This window comes from Paraglaciecola sp. IT1134 (assembly GCF_058068185.1).
Window position 1 is genome coordinate 180,456 of record NZ_CM176486.1, and the last position, 19,310, is coordinate 199,765.

Annotated in this window: 17 protein-coding genes; 9 read left to right on the top strand and 8 right to left on the bottom strand. The window is 46.0% G+C overall.

The features are described from left to right. Nucleotides 1-39: 39 nt before the first annotated feature. Nucleotides 40-1,119: a serine hydrolase domain-containing protein gene (locus tag AC3RV5_RS00885; protein ID WP_489730121.1), complete on the top strand. Its 1,080-nt coding sequence runs from the start codon at nt 40-42 to the stop codon at nt 1,117-1,119. A gap of 273 nt (nt 1,120-1,392) precedes the next feature. Here the strand turns inward: AC3RV5_RS00885 and AC3RV5_RS00890 are convergent, their stop codons facing one another. The 6 genes from AC3RV5_RS00890 to priA form a co-directional block, all read right to left on the bottom strand. Then, entirely contained in the window at nt 1,393-1,644 is a 252-nt protein-coding gene (locus tag AC3RV5_RS00890) for a hypothetical protein (RefSeq protein ID WP_489730122.1), read from the bottom strand. A gap of 63 nt (nt 1,645-1,707) precedes the next feature. Next, entirely contained in the window at nt 1,708-1,887 is a 180-nt protein-coding gene (locus tag AC3RV5_RS00895; RefSeq protein WP_489730123.1) for a hypothetical protein, read from the bottom strand. 463 nt (nt 1,888-2,350) lie between these two features. Beyond that, entirely contained in the window at nt 2,351-3,682 is a 1,332-nt protein-coding gene (hslU, locus tag AC3RV5_RS00900; RefSeq protein ID WP_489730124.1) for an ATP-dependent protease ATPase subunit HslU, read from the bottom strand. A gap of 57 nt (nt 3,683-3,739) precedes the next feature. Continuing rightward, nucleotides 3,740-4,264 (bottom strand): ATP-dependent protease subunit HslV, encoded by a 525-nt coding sequence (hslV, locus tag AC3RV5_RS00905; RefSeq protein WP_489730125.1) that lies wholly within the window; start codon nt 4,262-4,264, stop codon nt 3,740-3,742. Between the two features lie 288 nt (nt 4,265-4,552). Further along, entirely contained in the window at nt 4,553-5,086 is a 534-nt protein-coding gene (locus AC3RV5_RS00910) for an SPOR domain-containing protein (protein ID WP_489730126.1), read from the bottom strand. A 133-nt stretch (nt 5,087-5,219) separates the two neighbouring features. Then, nucleotides 5,220-7,400 carry a primosomal protein N' gene (gene priA, locus AC3RV5_RS00915; RefSeq protein ID WP_489730127.1) on the bottom strand — a complete coding sequence of 727 codons (2,181 nt, stop codon included), beginning with the start codon at nt 7,398-7,400 and terminating at the stop codon, nt 5,220-5,222. Between the two features lie 205 nt (nt 7,401-7,605). On the opposite strand from priA, the gene rpmE reads away from it, so the two are divergent. The 5 genes from rpmE to AC3RV5_RS00940 all read left to right on the top strand — a co-directional run bounded on the left by rpmE (nt 7,606) and on the right by AC3RV5_RS00940 (nt 13,734). Further along, complete coding sequence (rpmE, locus tag AC3RV5_RS00920) at nt 7,606-7,818, top strand: 50S ribosomal protein L31 (RefSeq protein WP_489730128.1); 213 nt, start codon at nt 7,606-7,608, stop codon at nt 7,816-7,818. 545 nt (nt 7,819-8,363) lie between these two features. Then, nucleotides 8,364-9,611, top strand: a complete 1,248-nt coding sequence (locus AC3RV5_RS00925) for a malic enzyme-like NAD(P)-binding protein (RefSeq protein ID WP_489730129.1) — start codon at nt 8,364-8,366, stop codon at nt 9,609-9,611. Nucleotides 9,612-9,952: 341 nt separating this feature from the next. Next, nucleotides 9,953-11,449 carry a methyl-accepting chemotaxis protein gene (locus AC3RV5_RS00930; protein WP_489730130.1) on the top strand — a complete coding sequence of 499 codons (1,497 nt, stop codon included), beginning with the start codon at nt 9,953-9,955 and terminating at the stop codon, nt 11,447-11,449. A 1-nt stretch (nt 11,450) separates the two neighbouring features. Then, nucleotides 11,451-11,981, top strand: coding sequence for a DUF6436 domain-containing protein (locus AC3RV5_RS00935; RefSeq protein ID WP_489730131.1), 531 nt, complete (start codon nt 11,451-11,453; stop codon nt 11,979-11,981). 148 nt (nt 11,982-12,129) lie between these two features. Beyond that, the gene (locus AC3RV5_RS00940) at nt 12,130-13,734 is read left to right on the top strand and encodes an ABC-F family ATPase (protein ID WP_489730132.1); all 1,605 of its coding nucleotides are present in this window, start codon (nt 12,130-12,132) and stop codon (nt 13,732-13,734) included. 76 nt (nt 13,735-13,810) lie between these two features. On the opposite strand, the gene AC3RV5_RS00945 is transcribed toward AC3RV5_RS00940, so the two are convergent. Then, nucleotides 13,811-14,035, bottom strand: coding sequence for a histidine kinase (locus AC3RV5_RS00945; RefSeq protein ID WP_489730133.1), 225 nt, complete (start codon nt 14,033-14,035; stop codon nt 13,811-13,813). 18 nt (nt 14,036-14,053) lie between these two features. After that, entirely contained in the window at nt 14,054-15,067 is a 1,014-nt protein-coding gene (locus AC3RV5_RS00950) for a GGDEF domain-containing response regulator (protein ID WP_489730134.1), read from the bottom strand. A gap of 307 nt (nt 15,068-15,374) precedes the next feature. Between AC3RV5_RS00950 and AC3RV5_RS00955 the strand changes: the two genes are divergently transcribed. The 3 genes from AC3RV5_RS00955 to AC3RV5_RS00965 all read left to right on the top strand — a co-directional run bounded on the left by AC3RV5_RS00955 (nt 15,375) and on the right by AC3RV5_RS00965 (nt 19,293). Further along, on the top strand, nt 15,375-16,439 hold the full coding sequence (locus tag AC3RV5_RS00955) for a S66 peptidase family protein (RefSeq protein WP_489730135.1): 1,065 nt from the start codon (nt 15,375-15,377) through the stop codon (nt 16,437-16,439). A 287-nt stretch (nt 16,440-16,726) separates the two neighbouring features. Continuing rightward, nucleotides 16,727-17,893, top strand: a complete 1,167-nt coding sequence (locus AC3RV5_RS00960) for a DUF819 family protein (RefSeq protein WP_489730136.1) — start codon at nt 16,727-16,729, stop codon at nt 17,891-17,893. 11 nt (nt 17,894-17,904) lie between these two features. Beyond that, nucleotides 17,905-19,293 (top strand): SH3 domain-containing protein, encoded by a 1,389-nt coding sequence (locus AC3RV5_RS00965; RefSeq protein ID WP_489730137.1) that lies wholly within the window; start codon nt 17,905-17,907, stop codon nt 19,291-19,293. Nucleotides 19,294-19,310: the final 17 nt, after the last annotated feature.

Sequence of the window (19,310 nt, forward strand, 5' to 3'; positions counted from 1 at the left end):
GTATCTACTCATGGCGTTTGGGAAGCTGAATTTAATTCAGTGGCCGAGGAATTTATTGATAATTTTAATTCACAAAACCCTATTCCCGAAAAGGGGGCCGCATTTACGCTCATGCATCAAGGTCAAGTTGTGGTCGATGTATATGCAGGTACCCGTACCCTCGCAGGCGATGCATGGCAACAAGACACCTTAGTTAATGTCTTCTCAACAACAAAAGGCGCCGCGGTGTTATGTGTGGCCCATTTAGTTGATCGAGGCTTATTGAATTACAGTGATAATGTTGCCCAGCATTGGCCCGAGTTTGCGGCCAATGGTAAAAAGGAAATTACCCTGGCTCAGGTGTTATCACACCAAGGGAGCTTGAATGCTTTTCAAGCGCTAACTACAGCAGATGATTTACTTAATTGGGATGTTTGCTGTGACAAGCTCGCCGCCCAAATACCTTTTTTCACCCTAGGTACAACTACCTGTTATCACCCGGTGACTTTCGGTTTTCTGATCGGAGAGATTCTGCGCCGGGTATCAGGGGTTACGATTGGCCAGTACTTAAATAAACATATTTGCCAACCTTATAATATCGACTTTCATATTGGCTTAGGTGACATAGACAATGCCAAAATAGCAGATTTATTCGCGCCAACACGCGCACCCTATATGCCGAGTCAACTTCCTGAACATGTAATGCTAAGCATGACTAACCCTAAGTTACGGGCGGGTTTTATGCTCCAGGAGCAGACCCGCCGTGCCGAGCTGCCCGCGGTTAACGGCCATGGCACAGCCAACGGTGTGGCCAGGCTTTATGCTTTATTTGATGGGCGAGCGGGTTTACTCAATCATAAAACCGTATCACAAACCTGTACTGTGCAAAGTACACGAGTAGATGAATTACTGGGTTTACCTGTGCACTGGGCGATGGGTTTGGTGATCAATTTCAACATGAATACCTACGGACCAGTGCCGACAACCTTGGGGCACAGCGGTTGGGGTGGCTCGTTTGGCTGTCACGATCCGCTGAATCAGTTATCTATGGGGTATGTGTGTAATCAGATGAGCCCCGATCTGATCGGGGATGCAAGAGGGCAGAATTTGATTAAACAGGTTTATGCTTCGCTAGCGTAATCGCTTCGCGTACCGTCATTCATGACGTTTTGATACGGCATCCCAGCCGCACTGTGTGCGTTCTAAATTTATCCAGCCTTAGCCTGTGGTGCTCGGGGAGAGTTGAGTCGAGGAACAAAGCACTGCTTCGCTGCTGGTCAAAAAAGCCGACATTAACACCTTGCCACGAAATCCGCTTTATCTGCGTATAATGCAAGGTGATTTTAGGCGATTACAATTATACGTGCTCTTCTGAGGTGTACTTTTTATCGTGTCTTTGTTTTTGTTTGTATTTTAGTTTTTGTCTGACTGTTTTTCGTCGTCAGATTCAGAAGCCGTAGCTGCCACTTTGGTAATTATTTGTGGAACCAATCTTTCAGAAAATCCTGCCACAAATGACCAAAACAAGAATTTCCCCAAATCCTGCCCCGTTTCAGGGTAAGTTTTTGTAAAGAGGCTTAGCATAAACTGATCGTCAGGCCCTGATGTGGGCGGTGTAGGCATGAAAAACTCGGGAAATAAATCGCCGCTGACAATCTCTGACAAAAACAATGCGTAGAGCACAAGGGAAAATACCCCGCCAAATATAGGCACCAACAGTATTTGAAATCAGGAGCGAGTTAACAGCATGAGTTCGTCATTTGATACCTTAGGGATGCGCTGCTGGATGCTAACAAATCCGCCAATTATGCCGCATAAAAAACCTGCCCAGGTCAGCATAAAACGTTTTTCAAACAAAAAACTGATGCCGAAAAGGGTAGCAAAAAGGAGTACAGTTAACGCTGTCATTATTATCAGGCGCCTGGTTAATAAGTGTATGCGTTCAATACGATCCATACTTTTCTCGGGTAATCTCCATATTGGGAATTAATAGTGTAGTGGGAATTTATCAAAAACGAATGTTGTCATTGACAATACAAGTCGTTGTCAGGACATATTTAAATGGTCATATATGTTAATTCCTACCGTGTTAGCCCAGACATTTTTTTATGGGAGGTAAGGGTGCAAATCCTCAGAGAGCCCCACGAATAATTTATCTTAGTATCAAGTGCAACGTTGATTAGTGATTTGCATTTTTCATTTCCCATGGTGATTTAAATTCGTAACCCCTTCTGGGGCTGATATTTTGTAATGATGGTATATGCCCAGTTATTTGTTAAGCCGTCTAACAGGGAAGGATTAGCACCCCATAAAAAAGGGCCAAGTCAGTTTGCTGACTTGGCCCTTTTGGTACTGATGTTTAGCTGCTTATTTACAAAATAAAGCGGCTTAAGTCTTCGTCATCAACCAGTTTATCCAGATGGTCATTAACATACTGGGCGTTAATAGTCAGTTTCTCGCCGTTTTTCTCTGATGCATCGAATGAGATGTCTTCCATCAGCCTTTCCATTACGGTGTGCAAACGCCGGGCACCGATGTTTTCCGTGCGCTCGTTGACTTGCCAGGCAGCATTAGCAATGCGCTCAATCCCTTCTTGGGTAAAGTCGACATCTACGCCTTCGGTTTTAAGCAAGGCAACATATTGCTCGGTTAACGAGGCTTTGGGCTCGGTTAAAATGCGGATAAAGTCGTCAGCCGTTAATGCTGTCAGTTCGACCCGGATCGGCAGGCGGCCCTGTAATTCGGGGATCAAATCCGACGGTTTACACATTTGAAACGCCCCTGAGGCGATAAACAGGATATGGTCGGTTTTCACCATGCCGTGTTTGGTCGAAACAGTCGAGCCTTCTACTAAGGGTAACAAGTCGCGTTGTACCCCTTCGCGAGATACATCACCACCGCTGGTGCTGCCTTCGCGTTTGCAAATTTTGTCGATTTCATCGATAAAAACGATGCCGTTTTGTTCCAGGGATTCGATGGCGTTAAGTTTTAAATCTTCTTGGTTCACTAATTTAGCGGCTTCTTCTTCAATAAGCAGCTTGAAGGCCTCTTTGATCTTCAGCTTTTTCTTTTTCTTTTGCGAGCCAGATAAGTTTTGGAACATGCCCTGTAGCTGGTTGGTCATTTCCTCCATACCTGGGGGGGCCATGATCTCTACGCCAACCTGGGCCTGGGCAACATCAATCTCAATTTCTTTATCGTCCAGCTGGCCTTCACGTAATTTTTTACGGAAAGTTTGTCGAGTGCCTTTATCTTCGTTTTTTTCCTTTTCGCCCCACTGGTTTTCCGCAGACGGAAGCAAGACGTCTAAAATTCGTTCTTCTGCGGCTTCTTCGGCGCGGTATTTAACTTTTGTGGTTTCTTGCTCTTTAGCCATTTTCACCGCGATATCAGCGAGATCGCGAATGATGGTCTCCACTTCTTTGCCTACATAGCCAACTTCAGTGAATTTGGTTGCTTCTACTTTGATAAAAGGCGCGTTGGCCAGTTTGGCTAAACGTCGGGCAATTTCGGTTTTGCCCACACCCGTTGGGCCAATCATCAGAATGTTTTTAGGGGTGACTTCCTGGCGCAGCTCTTCATCAAGCTGCATGCGACGCCAGCGGTTACGCAAGGCAATAGATACGGCGCGTTTGGCGTCTTTTTGGCCAATAATATGGCGATCCAATTCGTGGACGATTTCTCTTGGGGTCATTTCTGACATAGGTTAACCCTTACAATAATGTTCGTGTTTGATGGAATACAAGCGCATGGGTAGCGCTCAATACTCAAGCATTTCAATAGTTTGGCTGTGGTTGGTAAAGACACATATATCACCGGCAATGCTCAGGCTTTTTTCGGCTATCTCCCGGGCTGAAAGGTCGGTGTTTTGCAGCAATGCAATGGCGGCGGATTGAGCAAAAGGGCCGCCTGAGCCAATGGCAATAAGATCATTTTCCGGCTGCACTACGTCGCCATTGCCGGTAATAATAAAAGATGCGGTTTCGTCTGCGACCGCTAATAAGGCTTCAAGTTTGCGTAACATACGATCCGTACGCCAATCTTTGGCTAACTCTACTGCCGCTCGGGTCAGGTTACCCTGGTGCATTTCCAGTTTGGCTTCAAAGCGTTCGAACAGGGTAAAAGCGTCGGCAGTGCCACCGGCGAAACCGGCCAGCACTTTATTATGATAAAGACGACGCACTTTTTTGGCGTTGCCTTTCATGACGGTATTACCAAGAGAAACTTGGCCGTCTCCGGCGATAACCACTTGATTACCGCGGCGTACTGAAACAATTGTAGTCACATGTAGTCCTCAATAGATTAGGGATAGTTGGTGCGAGATGAAAAGAACAAGCGCACTGGGATCCTGCAATTGAGTTAGATGTGGGGAGTAATCGAAAATTTTCAAGCTATAGCCGCCCCCTCGATGTCAGCTATATACCCGTCATCCTTGAAACTGCCTGTTTGTTGGCTGCACGCATGCGCATAACACGGTTGGCGCAACACGGTTGGCGCAACGCGGTTGGCGCAACACGGTTGGCGCAACACGGTTGGCGCCGTCATGCCATTCCAATGATTTTGGTATAGTTACTTATAGATTCCAGTTCCAGATCTTGCAGCCATTAATGCGTGCCCGTTGGATAGTATGCCTATGGGTTTCCGCCAGGCGTTTGCTTTCATAGGGGCCGAGGATGACCCTATACCAGCGACCAGAGCTGCCATCGCTGGGGCGAACCTGAGCCTCGAAGCCTTGAAACGCTATTTTTGCCTTAAGCTCTTCGGCTTGTCCCTGCTTTCTGAACGATCCGCATTGCATCAAATAACGTTTATCCGATGCTTCTCTGTCTTCTACTTCCACCTCGACACTATATTCGGGCAAGGTTTTGATAAATTCCCACTCTTCTTTGGGAATATCCGGCAAGGCTTCAACTTGCTCGGTCGCCGCGTTATCTTGTTGGGCGGCCGGATCCTCTGCTTTATCGTTAATCGACCATAAAAAATAGCCAAAGCTAGCAATCAAACCGATAGTAATGACAATTCTGATCCAGGGAAGGGAGCGTGTCGGTGGTGGGGGAGGCGGCTTTTTGGCGCCGCGGCCACGTGCTACATAGTCTTTGTGAGCCATAAAAAATTATTCCGAAATGCTAAGGCTTGAAGAGAGGCGGATTCTACCTTGCTCAAGCTATACCTCAATCAGAATTTATCGAATAGTTAAAATGAGCATCCCCAGGCTGGTTGAAAACATGCATGGCAAACCACTACATAAAATCCTGGGGATCCACATCCACTGACCAGCGCACCTTAGTGGCCAGTGCCAGGGCTTCGATATTCCCCATGGCTTGATGGAGGGAAAATTGCAGGGCTGCGCGGTTGGCGCTTTGCAATACCAACTGCATGCGAAATTGCCCCTGACGTTTTTCCATTAAGGCAGGTAGTGGTCCAATACATTGCACATGCTGGCTATGAGAAAATAATAACGCTATATCCAGCAACAGTTGATTGGCTTGGCGAGCATTGACCGACTGAGCTCTGAATAGGGCCTGAAACGTATGGGGTGGCAACATAGCTTGCTGGCGCTCTAGCAGGGCATAGCGGGCGAAATGGGAATAGCCGTTGTTGATTAAATCTTGCAGCAAGGGATGTCCCGGGTCATGGGTTTGTAACCACATCTCGCCGGGTTTCTCTGCCCGCCCGGCGCGCCCAGCCAGTTGGGTAACCAGTTGTGCCAGATGCTCTGCCGCGCGATAATCGGCGCTAAACAAAGCGCCATCCACTTCGAGTATCACCACTAAGGTTACATTGGGGAAATGGTGGCCTTTGGATAAGATCTGGGTACCAATTAAAATTTGGTATTCGTTGCTGTTTATTTTGTCCAGCATGTCATTTAGCCGGTTCTTGCCTCTGGCGCTGTCGCTGTCAATACGCACACTGGCATATTGCGGGAAGAGCCGGGCAATGCCCTGCTCTAATTGTTCGGTGCCCACACCCATGGCAACCAGCTCATCACTGGCACATTCCTGGCAACGTTTGGGAATACCTTTAGTACTGCCACAGTGATGGCACTGCAACTTATATAGCTGTTTATGTAAAGTATAGGCTTTATTGCAACCCGGGCATTGTTCAACAAAGCCACATTTATGACACACCAGCGCAGGGGCATATCCCCGACGGTTAATAAACAGCAGCACTTGGCTTTGTTGGGCAAGGTGCTGTTCGATGCGTTCGATCATGCCTTTGGCCAGCCCCACCTCCAGGGGCTGATTGCGAATATCCATGACCTGTTGTTTCGGGTGAGACGCACTGCCGGCGCGTTCATTGAGTAACAAATGGTGATATTTGCCATTTAAGGCATTGTTCAGAGACTCAAGAGAAGGGGTCGCGGTGCCTAATACCAGTGGGACTTTCTCTTCTGCAGCGCGCATTACCGCCAGATCCCGGGCGTGGTAGCGTAAGCCGTCCTGCTGTTTATAGGAGGCATCGTGCTCTTCATCTACTATCAACATACCGGGGTTGAGCATAGGTGTGAAAATGGCTGAGCGTGTGCCGATCACTATAGGCAACTGACCTGCTTGGCTTTGTTGCCAGACCACCAGGCGTTCATTGTCGGTTAAATTTGAGTGCAGGATCCCCACAGGTACATTAAAACGTTCCTTAAAACGAAATACGGTTTGCGGGGTCAGGCCAATTTCAGGCACCAGGATCAGCACCTGTTTACCTTGTTTGAGCACGCTCTCAATAGCCTGTAAATACACCTCGGTTTTACCGCTGCCTGTCACCCCTTCAATCAGAAAACTGGCATACTGGCCGAGCTTTTGTTCGATGCTGCTAATTGCTATGGCTTGTTCCACATTGGGTATAGGTTTGTGACCAATGTGCATGTGCTGTTGCCAATTTGAGGTCAGCGAAGGTTGTTTCTCAGTGTTTTCGATCAACTCCTTGCTTATCAAAGCTTTGATACTGGCAACTGCGAACTCGGCGGCAATGCTCGAATAGCTTGTCTGCCCTTGTTGCAAACGTGCCAACAACTGCTGCTGTTTAGGGGCTTTACTAAGGGTCTGTATATCTGTTTGTTTACCTAGGGCAGTAACCCCCAGATGACGGATGGCCTTGGGTTGGCTTGAGCCACCTTTGCGCAGCGCTCCAGGCATAGCGCTTTGCAGCACATCGCCTATTGGGTGTTGATAGTATTGGCTTAACCAGTGGCATAGTTTTAGTTGAACTGGGCTGAAAACGGGCGTGTCATCGATAACCTTTTCAATAAACTTTAGTTTATCCAAATGCCATTGGGATTCGGTAACCGTTTCTAGTACCACGGCAACCAATTTACGTGGGCCAAAAGGCACGAGCACGCGCACGCCTGGGGCCAGAGGCTGGCCTTCATGTCGATAATCGAAAAATTGGCGTTTAGGCACAGGTACAGCAACGCGTATAATGGGCATATTAAGGCAATGGTCTTTTTGTTTTTGAGCTTGAATTAGTTTTTGCTGGCTATATATTGTGCATAGGGCTTGATCAGAGCAAGGTGTTACATTAATATGCCCGGCTCTTTGCGGCAAGCCGCATTGATCCCTAATTTGAATTTAATTTGCGTATGGTGTTCGGCTACGGGTTGAATAGCGATACGGCCTGACTAAGAGGTAACCCATGAAAGAAGGTATACATCCAGATTATCAAGACATGACCGCAGTATGTTCATGTGGCAACAAAATCGTCGTACGCTCAACTTTGAAGAAAGACTTGAACCTGGACGTATGTTCAGCTTGTCACCCTTTCTACACTGGTAAGCAGCGTAACGTTGATACTGGCGGACGTGTCGACAAGTTCAATAAACGTTTTACTGCCCTTAACAAAAAGTAGGCAGTTATAACGTCGAATAAAAAAGCGCTCTAAAGCGCTTTTTTTGTGCCTGATGAAATTCAGCTCTGGCGACAGTTTAACCTGTTGAATCTAGGTAAATGATGCAGCTCTTGGGAGTGTTTTTTCACGGATTGGCAGGGAACAACTTCCCCCCAGCTTGTTGGTAGAACAACATGGGCTTGTTATCGAAAAGACCACTTTTACTTTTCCCAAATCGAATTTACTCGGCAGATATTTCAGGTATTAACTCTTGATTTAATTGTATAATTCCTATTACTCTAGAAATTGAGCACAGTATAATTCACGGACTTGTTGGCGGGCTGTGTTTACCCGTATATCACTGTCATTATTGATCTAAGTGACTTGCATAAACCTGCTCTGATCAGATATGTGCTTCAGCACTGATATGCTAGAGTCCCTCACTGTTGGCAAGTCCTAATAATTATAAGTGGGCCGGACACTCTCCAGACTCACAAGGCTTGTGAAAAAGCAGTTAGCAGCATTTGCTTCGTTTAACCCTACACTTTTTAAGGATCTAGACACCTATGTCTGATTTTCGTCAACAAGCCCTGGATTACCATGCCCACCCCGTGCCCGGGAAAATTAGCATTGCATTAACCAAACCGGCAGAGACCGTTACCGATTTGGCTTTAGCCTATAGCCCCGGTGTAGCCGAGCCGGTCAGAGAAATTGCCTTGGATCCCAACATGGCATACAAATATACAGCTAAAGGCAATTTGGTAGCGGTGATCACTAACGGCACTGCTATTTTGGGTTTGGGTAACCTGGGTCCGTTGGCATCTAAGCCAGTCATGGAAGGTAAGTCATTATTATTTAAACGATTTGCCGGAATTGATTCGATTGATATTGAAGTAACCCACAAGACCACCGAAGAGTTTATCAACACGGTGGCGAATATCGCCGATACCTTCGGTGGGATTAATCTGGAGGACATTAAGGCCCCGGAATGCTTTGAGATAGAGCAAGAGTTAATCAAGCGTTGTAAGGTGCCAGTGTTTCATGACGATCAACATGGTACGGCTATTGTTACTGCAGCGGGCATGCTTAATGCCCTGGAGATCCAAGGTAAAAACATTGCCGATGTGACTATCGTGTGTATGGGTGCGGGCGCCGCAGCCATTGCCTGCATGGAATTGCTGATAAAGTGTGGTGCCAAACGTGAACGCATATACATGCTTGATACCAAGGGGGTGATCCACACTCGCCGGGATGATTTAACTAAATATAAGCAGTTGTTCGCCAACAATACCGATAAACGCACCTTAGAAGATGCTTTGGATGGGGCAGATGTGTTTGTTGGGGTATCCGGGCCGGACGTGCTTCCGCCACAAGCCTTAAAATTAATGGCGGCGGATCCGGTTATCTTTGCCTGCTCAAACCCGGATCCGGAAATTAAACCGGAATTGGCTCATGCCATACGTGATGATTTGATCATGGCAACCGGGCGCTCCGATTACCCTAATCAGGTCAATAACGTGCTATGTTTCCCGTTTATTTTCCGCGGTGCATTAGATGTGCGTGCTTCGGTGATCAATGATGAAATGAAAATTGCGGCAGTGGATGCCATCCGCGCCATCGCCAAAGAGCCAGTATCTGCCGAGGTATTAAGAGCCAGCAACGTGGATTCTTTAAGTTTTGGTAAAACCTATATAATACCCAAACCGATGGATCCAAGGTTGCTACAGCGAGTCGCCACGGCTGTGGCCCAAGCAGCAATTGATTCGGGGGCATCAGCCCTAACCGAACTACCTGCAGGTTATATGCAAAACTAGCTAGAAATAAAGGCTATAAATAGGACGCTTAAAGCGTCCTTTTTATTGGGCACAGCGTTATTTCTAGCACACACCAATCAGCTTCCCAGCGGTATTTATCGGTTGCTTAAGCTTAATCCAGTTTGGCCGATAACTATTTTTAGCGTTGGACTTTTATTCGCTAGCCAAAAGTAGTCGCGCTTTGTCTGGGCAATGGCAGGTAAACCGGACTAACTGCTAAATATGCCTAAGCGCAAATGCTTTGTAGCTGCGTTATGTTTTTTACATCAAGATGTTAAATATTCACGATCAACGTGATCCCATAGCCTGGGTAAATATCGTATAATTTTTTGGAGAGCTAGATGCCTACTAACCAACGTCCCTGGGTTACCAGTGCCAACAAGGGAATGCAGATCACCTTTGCTGTGCTGATATTAATTTCGTTTGCTATCGCGTCAGTCAATGACACCTGGTTAGCCGCCATTGTCATTGGTTTGTCCGCTGCCGTTGTACCGATGATTTTTATCAAATTAAAACCCCAAGCGGAAATCACCCAGCACGTCGTGGCTATTGGGCTGATGTTATTTACTGCTTTGCAAATTCATCAAATGCATGGCTTGGTAGAAGTGCACTTCGGAATATTTGTATTGATGTCGTTTCTTGCCTATTACCGTAATTGGAAGGTATACATCACTGCAATTACGGTTGTCGCTGTACATCACTTGTCGTTCTTTTATCTTCAATCCCAGGGGGTGGGTGTTTACGTTTTATCCGAAGGCGGATTGCTGTTTTCGCTGATAATAGTACATGCAGCTTATGCCATAGTACAAGCCGCTATGCTATCGAAAATGGCTCAGAATAATCAACAAGAATCCTTGTCATCTATTTCTCTGACCAGCAGTATTGAAGCCATCATGGCTGACAAGCATGCCATTGATTTGAAAATACGTGCTGATAAGTCTATTAAAAGTGACTCTTTACACGCCTTTAACAGCTTATTGGAGCTATTTGATACGCTCATTATGGATATGCGCCGCGCGGCCCAGCAAATTGAAAGTAACTCGAAAACTAATCATCAACATAGTGAAAACCTCAATCATGCTAAGAAAAGGAGTATTGATGAGGTTCAGCATATTGAAGTGTCGTCGGCGGAGATGGCACAATCGACCTTGGCGATGACAAACGATACCAAAATTGCCAAAACAGAGTCGGAAAAAGCCCGGGAGAATACCCAGCAAGCCGAATTAACGGTATTAAAAACCCGTGAAGAAGTGACCAGTTTAGTGGTTAAACTTAACGAAACCAGCGAAAACATTCAAAAACTGGCGGCAAATTGTAGTGAAATATCCAACGTGCTTGAAACGATTAAATCCATTGCTGATCAAACCAATTTGTTGGCCTTAAACGCCGCAATTGAGGCGGCTCGCGCGGGGGAACAGGGACGCGGATTTGCGGTAGTGGCTGATGAAGTCCGCACTCTGGCATCTCGTACCAAATCGAGTACTGAAGAAATAAACGGTATCATCGGTAACCTTTTGAACTCGTCAAAATTATCCAGTGAGTCTATGGCCGATTGCCTGACTTTAAGTGATACCACCAATCAGCGCACCAACGCCGCCAGCCAGCTAATGACCGAGGTGCAAAATAATATTCTGCACGTGTATGAAGCGATTGAAACCATGTCGTTATCCTGTGACAAACAATCACAAAACAGTGACGTGATTAACAATGCCTCTGGCCAATTGAAGGCGATCAATCAGGATGAACAGCAGATGATTGAAGCGATGAGCAGTGAAGCCGGGTTACTGGAGAAAATGACCGAAGACCTGAACCGTCAGTTGGCAAACTTCCGAGTTTAATATGTTAAATAAACTCCTGCTCGTAGGGGCTGTTTCCTTGTGGCTGATCCTGAGTATCGCTTTTTTGGGTTATGCAGGGGTAAACCGTCAAGTTGAATTTGACTCTAAGGGCGAGCTTGAGCGTGCCGCATTTACCCAAGAATTCCAACACACGGCTGAAAAGGTATTTGTCAGCCGTGTGACTGGTTTAGCTAACAAAGTGGTGCATATTCAGCAAGCAGGTTGCGGCTGTAACTTTGCCAATAACATCCATGTGGCAAAAATCGACAGTACATTGAGTGACTTTGGCTTTTCACCTGAATACATACAAGCATCTGATTTACCTTTAGAATTTGTCGTTCCGTCTACTCCTGCTGTGGCCATATTTGATCACAATGCCCAATTAGCCTATTTAGGGCCTTATTCATCTGGGTATTTTTGTTCATCCAGCAATGCCATTGTTGATGGTTTCTTGTCCATGATAATGCGCCAACAACATTATGGCCCGTCAGTTGTCACTGATGGAGTTGGTTGCTATTGCCCTAACAGTTAACTTTCTTAGACGGTTTTTTGCACATTATTTAGCCAACTCCACTCGACATTCAAGCGCGAGTTCTATATAGTGCGCGCCTTTTGTACGGTGCGTTTGGCTGCTTTTAGTTAACACCTCGTTAAACTTGTAAACTCCTAGGAACTTTCTTTTGATATCTACCGCAAACATCACCATGCAGTTTGGTGCCGAGCCTTTATTTGAAAATATCTCAGCAAAATTTGGACATGGTAATCGCTATGGCTTAATTGGCGCCAACGGCTGCGGTAAATCGACCTTTATGAAAATCTTGAGCGGTGAGCTAACCCCCTCAGCAGGTAACGTATCGATCACCCCAGGCGACAAAGTGGGCACCTTGAGTCAAGACCAATTCGCCTTTGAAGAATATTCCGTGGTCGATGCCGTTATCATGGGTGATAGCAAGTTGTGGAAAATTAAACAGAAGCGCGACGCGATTTATGCCAAAGCTGAAATGAGCGAAGAAGAAGGCATGGAAGTCGCACATTTGGAAACCGAGTTTGCTGAAATGGACGGTTATACTGCTGAGAGTCGTGCAGGTGAGATATTGCTGCAAGCGGGTATCGCCGAGCATTTCCATTTTGGTCTGATGAAACAAGTTGCCCCAGGTTGGAAATTACGGGTATTGCTGGCCCAAGCCCTGTTTGCAAATCCTGACATTTTACTGCTCGATGAACCTACCAATAACCTGGATATTTACACAATAAACTGGTTAGCCGAGGTGTTGAATCAACGCAAGTGCACCATGATCATTATTTCCCATGATCGGCATTTCTTAAATTCCGTATGTACCCATATGGCAGATATCGACTATGGTGAATTGCGTATTTACCCCGGTAACTATGAAGCCTTTATGGCCGCGTCTTCTTTGATCCAGGAACAGCTGCATACCGAAAATGCCAAGAAAAGCGCCGAAATTGACGAACTACAAAGTTTTGTCAATCGTTTCTCGGCCAACGCTTCTAAAGCCAAACAAGCTAGCTCCCGCGCCAAACGTATGGACAAAATTAAACTCGATGAAGTGAAATCGTCCAGCCGTCAAACGCCCTCTATTACCTTAAAGCAACATAGAAAACTGCACCGTCAGGCCGTTACCCTCGAAGAATTTGGACATGGGTTTGACGATAACTTCCTATTTAAAGACGGCAATTTAATTCTGGAAGCCGGCGCCAAACTGGCGGTTATCGGTGAAAACGGCGTGGGTAAAACCACCTTTTTGCGTTGCCTTATCAACGAACTTGAAGCGAATAACGGTGTGGTTAAATGGGCCGAAAATGCCGTCATTGGTTATTGCCCCCAAGACAGTAGTGCAGACTTTGATACTGATCTGAGCTTATTCGACTGGATGTCACAATGGCGCACGCCCAAACATGACGATTTAATGGTCAGAGCAATGTTGGGACGACTGCTATTTAGCGCCGACGACTTTAATAAGAAAGCCAAAGTGTGCTCCGGTGGAGAAAAAAACCGCTTGTTATTTGGCAAATTGATGATGGCCGATATTAACGTGTTGATCATGGATGAACCCACCAACCACATGGATATGGAAGCGATTGAAGCTTTGAATGTGGCGCTGAAAAAATTCGATGGTACCTTGATTTTTGTCAGTCACGACCGGGAGTTTGTTTCGTCGCTGGCAACTCGAGTAATAGAAATTTGCCAGCAGGAAATAGTGAATTTTCAAGGCACTTACAATGAATATTTAGCTAATCGCCTAGACACACAAAAAGTAGCCTAGGGTCTGTCACGCTAGTTGGCGGTTATAACATGGCTGTAAGAGCAGATGGTTACTATCACTTATCTGCTTACAGCCACTAGTCTGGATCGTCGTCGCTGGTCTTTTTGCGCATGTCTGTTAAGACTTGTTCACAGCATTTGCACTGTTGCAAGATGACCATAAAAGCATTTTTTATCCGCTCAGTACTTGCGTGGTCTTCAATTAACATATTACCCAGTTCGGCGTGCAAGGCGATGCTGTTTAGTGGGTTTCGTACGTTGTGGATAAATTTTTTAAACTCTGGTGGTTCGATACTTTTCATTACTCAATCTGCCTTGGGTTATAGAGCTACTTCGCTACCAGTTTTAGCCTCAACTGTGCTGTAGCTAACACAATTTTTTCCGTTATGTTTAGCCTTATATAATTGTTGATCCGCCTGGTCAACAAAAGCGTCTAGCGTGAAATCTTGGTGTTCTTGATGTTTTGCTTCAAACACCGCCAGCCCTATACTGACAGTCACTATTTTGTGGGTCGACACACCGGCGTTTTCAATTTTAAGTTGTCGTATACGATCTAATAGCATGTTTGCAACCACTAAACCCCCGTCTGCATCTGTATCTGGCAGGATAACGGCAAACTCTTCTCCACCGTAGCGGCCGACAATGTCTGTCTCTCTGCGGCGCACCGACATGATAGTATGGGCAATCTGTTTCAAACATTGATCGCCTTTAACATGTCCATAGGTATCATTATAAGCTTTAAAGTCATCGATATCGATCATCAGCAAGGTCAAACAATGGCCATACCTTATGGTTGATGCATAGTGTTGTAGCAACATGGTGTCCAATTGACGACGATTCGATGCGCCAGTTAAGCCATCTACGCAGGACAAAATTTCCAGCTGTTTACGATAATAAATCAATTCCATATGGTTTCTTACCCGTGCCCGCAAAATAGTCAGATTTACCGGTTTGACTACATAATCTACCGCTCCGAGAAGCAGACCTTTGGCCTCTTCGTCGGAACTATCTGCAGCGGTGACAAAGATAATGGGGATGTGTGCAGTGATAGGATTGGATTTAAGCGCCGTGCAGGCTTCGTAACCGTTCATAACCGGCATGTCAACATCTAGCAGGATCAGATCGACGTTTTGCTGAGTGGCATAATTGATGGCGTCTTTGGCATTATCTTGTAATACCACATGATATTGGAATTCGAACAGGGCGTTCATTGCCTGCAAGTTACTTTGATAGTCATCTACGACCATAAGAGTCTGTTTATTCAATTCACTATTTTGAATAGATGGACCCAAATTCCCTTCCATATACAGGCTAGGTGATTCAGATTTGGTCATTGGGGTACTCTCCAAGATAAAACCTTAAGTAAAATGGTGATCGAAAGGTTATAACTTTGCAGATAAAGTGCCAACTTATCAATTAATGACTAAAACCTTGATACCCATTGGCTTTGCTTTGTTTTTGTAAGCTTTCGACCGAAAAGTTTATTACCCTGATAGTCAAATTATTTTGTAGTCTTTACAAACTGCGCGGAATATATTCTTGGCCGAGGCCGCATTTCCCGAGAATTTTCGTAAACACCCATAAGTTAACTCTGTTTGCTATGGGGCTAATTTGTTATGTTAAAAGAAAAGCGAGAATACTATGCCTAATCGCCGGGATTTACTTAAAACTCTGGTCATTTCTGCTCTTTCCAGTGTCATGGCGCCCATAGCTCTAGGTAAAAATTTAACCGCCAATACCCCACAACGAGAGATACCTCACAAGCCAGCGCGTTTGCGCACCGGGCAAACTATCGGACTCATCGCACCCAGCAGTAATACCTGGGAAGATGAGGAAATACAATTTGCGATAGATATCCTGAACTCGTTTGGATTTAAGGTCAAATCGGGCCAGCACCTAATGCAACGCTGGGGATATTTAGCCGGCAATGATCGAGATCGGGCGGCGGATATTAACCACATGTTCGCAGATAAACAGGTCGATGGTATTTTTTGTTTGCGCGGCGGGTATGGCTCACCGCGTTTATTACCTTATCTGGATTACCCGCTGATAGCCAAAAACCCCAAAGTATTGCTCGGTTATAGCGATGTGACGGCGTTGCTGAACGCTATTTACGCTCGCTGCGCCTTGGTGACGTTTCATGGTCCTATTGCCAAACAAAATTTCAGCGATTACACCCTCGCCCGTTTTAAAGAAGTGTTATTCAATCCACAAGCGCCCATCAACTTGGCTATGCCTCCACCTTTTGAGGCCAAAGAAGGCCAAGCGGACCAAGATAATCGTTTGATCACTGTTAGCCCGGGCCAGGCGAGCGGTGTATTAATAGGCGGTAACTTGTCACTTATGGTCAAGCTGGTTGGCAGCCCTTATGAGCCCGATTACCGTAATAAAATTCTATTTTTGGAGGATGTGGAAGAAGCACCTTACCGGATAGACGGAATGTTAACCCACCTCATCTTAGCGGGTCGGCTAGACAAGGTAGCCGGGGTGGTATTTGGTAAATGCACGGATTGCGAAGCCAGTAGCCCACCATCTTTTAGCATAGAGCATGTATTAAAAGACCGTTTAGGCGCTTTGGATGTGCCGGTGTTGTCCGGGGTGATGATAGGCCATGTGGAAGATATGGCCACGATTCCCATAGGAGCCGTGGCGACTCTGGATGCAAGTGCCAAACGTTTGCAGCTAATGGAAGAGGCAGTTATCTAGATCTAGTCATTCCGAAATTGATTAATATTTTATAAATATTATGTAAGTGAATACTTACATTCTTTCTACGGCTTATATTATTGGGCTCATTAACGCACAGGCTGCCCAAATCGAAAAAATGAAACACAGGTAAGTTAGGCGGGTTTTAACGGCGTTGATTGTTGGCCGCCTATCTGGCCGAGTTTTAAAATAATTTATTCTTAATATAATGCTGATCCAATAATAGATATTTACAATTGCGGTGCGGCTGGTTAATGTTTAACTAACCACAGCTACTAGAAAATTTCATGATCACCACCGCTTTTTCTTACATTACCGCGCTACTTTTTATAGCGGGCTCCTTGACCCTGCTGGAACAAAAAAATCGCTGGAAACTTTTTGAATACCTGCCCGCCATAGTGCTGCTGTACTTTAGTGTCATGCTCTTTTCGACCCTGGGTTTGTGGCAAAAAACCGAATCGATCAATGGTGCCTATCAAACGCTTAAAACCAACTTGTTGCCTGCCATGATATTCCTGATGTTGCTGGATGCAGACTTGCGCCAAATAGGTAAATTAGGCAGCAAAATGCTATTGGCGTTTTTTGCCGCGGCTTTAAGTATTGGTTTCGCCTTTGTGTTGGCGTTCTCCCTGTTTTATCCATATTTACAGCCTGAGGCTTGGAAGACGTTCGCCGCTTTAAGCGGCAGCTGGATGGGGGGCACGGGCAATATGGCTGCGGTGCAGGCCGCACTAAACGTCCCTGATGCCAGTATGGGTTACACCTTGTTAATCGATTCTATTGATTACGCCATGTGGGTCATGTTTTTGTTGGCCCTGGTACCCTTCGCCAAACGATTTAACCATTGGGTCGGGGCCGACAGTAAACTGTTGGAACAGGTCAGTGCAGGATTGGCCCAGCGCGAGCCGCCAGTTGAAGGCGACAAAACCACCCAGCTGCTAATATTGCTATCCGGGTCTATGCTGGTATCTGTGATCGCCCAGACTATCGCTGAGCAATTACCCGTGAGTGCATTTTTTACCACCACGGCCTGGACGGTGATGTTGGTGACCCTGCTTGGGGTTATCGCCGCTATGACGCCCGTAAGCAAGATTTGGGGAGGTAAAGAATTATCCGGTTTGATGTTGTATTTAATCATCGCCCTGATCGCTTCACGTGCCAACTTCAACCAATTGACCGAGGCACCGGTTTATATAGTAATGGGTTTGGTGATCCTATTGATACATGGCGTATTAATGGTGGTAGTAGCCAAACTATTCAAACTGGATTTATTCACTTGTGGTATTGCTTCATTGGCTAATATAGGAGGTGTAGCTTCAGCACCTATATTAGCGGCCGCATATTCACGGGCGCTGATCCCGGTGGGCGTACTTATGGCCATGTTAGGTTATATAATAGGCACAGGGGGAGGCTTACTAGTGGGTCGAATATTGGCCTGGGTGAGTGTCTTGTAAAGGGGGAAAACATGAAAATTAAATTGGGTTTACTGATGATGATTTTTATTAGCTGTACAGGAAATGCTAAAACACCAGAATGGCATACCGATGTGATCGGTATGTCGATACAAAAACTGACTGCGGATTATTGGCTGGAAAAGTTACAGGGGCATCCGCACGAAGCCCCGCAAGTACTTATGACTCCAGACCAAATTGTGCAGTATAACCAGCAACTGGTTGCCACCAATCGTTTTGTCAGCGACCCCCTAAACATGCCAGAGTTGCTCACAGCTTATGCCTTGCGAGCCAAGATAAACAGTATTAGTAAACCTGCCAAGAGCCCGCGTTTTTACCAGGATGGGCACGAACTTAACGCCCAGGATTATCAGCAATATCAGCACAATATGCAGCTGGAAAACATCTCTAAGAGCAATCCTCTGCGCTTTGCGCTGGTAGTGCAGCGAGCGTCACTACGCACCTTTCCCACTTATGATCGGGTCTTTAACTCTGCTATGGATACGGATTTGGACAGATTCCAGGAAAGTGCTTTGTTCCCCGGGGACGCCGTGGCCTGGCTACACACCAGCCAAGATGGCAAATGGGCATTGGTGCAGGCTTATAATTATCTAGCCTGGATGGAGACAAATAAGTTGGCAATCGGCTCCAAAGATGTGATCCGGGCCTTTACCCAGGCCAGACCCTTTTTGTTGATCACCGGTGACAAGGTGCATACCAACTTTGTTCCTGAGCAAAGCCAGATCTCACAAGTCCAGTTGGATATGGGGGTTAGGTTACCTCTGGTTGCACCCCAGGAGATACCTGGCCTGATAAATGGACAAAATTCCTATGCTTCACATGTGGTTTGGCTACCAACGAGAGATGAAACTGGCCAGTTATCCCTGGTGAAAACCTTGATCGCCCGTAATCAGGATGTACATCAAGGTTATCTGGATTTCACTCAAACCAATGTGATCACCCAGGCGTTTAAGTTTCTGGGTGAGCGTTATGGTTGGGGCCACGACTTTAATGCTCGGGACTGCACCGGTTTTATTGGTGAAGTATATCGCAGCTTTGGCATCTTGATGCCCCGTAACTCAGGGGATCAAGGTCGTAGTGAATACGGAATGAACCAACGTTTTGCTAAAAATGCTGCCCTGGATGACAAACTTCATGCCATAACAACATTGCAGGTGGGGGATTTAATTTATATCCCCGCCCATGTGATGTTGTATTTAGGCGAGGATGACGGTCAGCCTTATGTGATACATGATGTCAAAGGTTTAGCCTATTTCAAGCCGGATGGGCGCTTGTATAAAGGAAGTTTAAACGGTGTGTCTGTCACGCCCCTGTTACCTTTGCGTCTGTCACAAGATAACAGCTACCTTGACCGCCTGTACAATATCAAGCGGATCCAGTAAACCCTTCCTCTCATGGC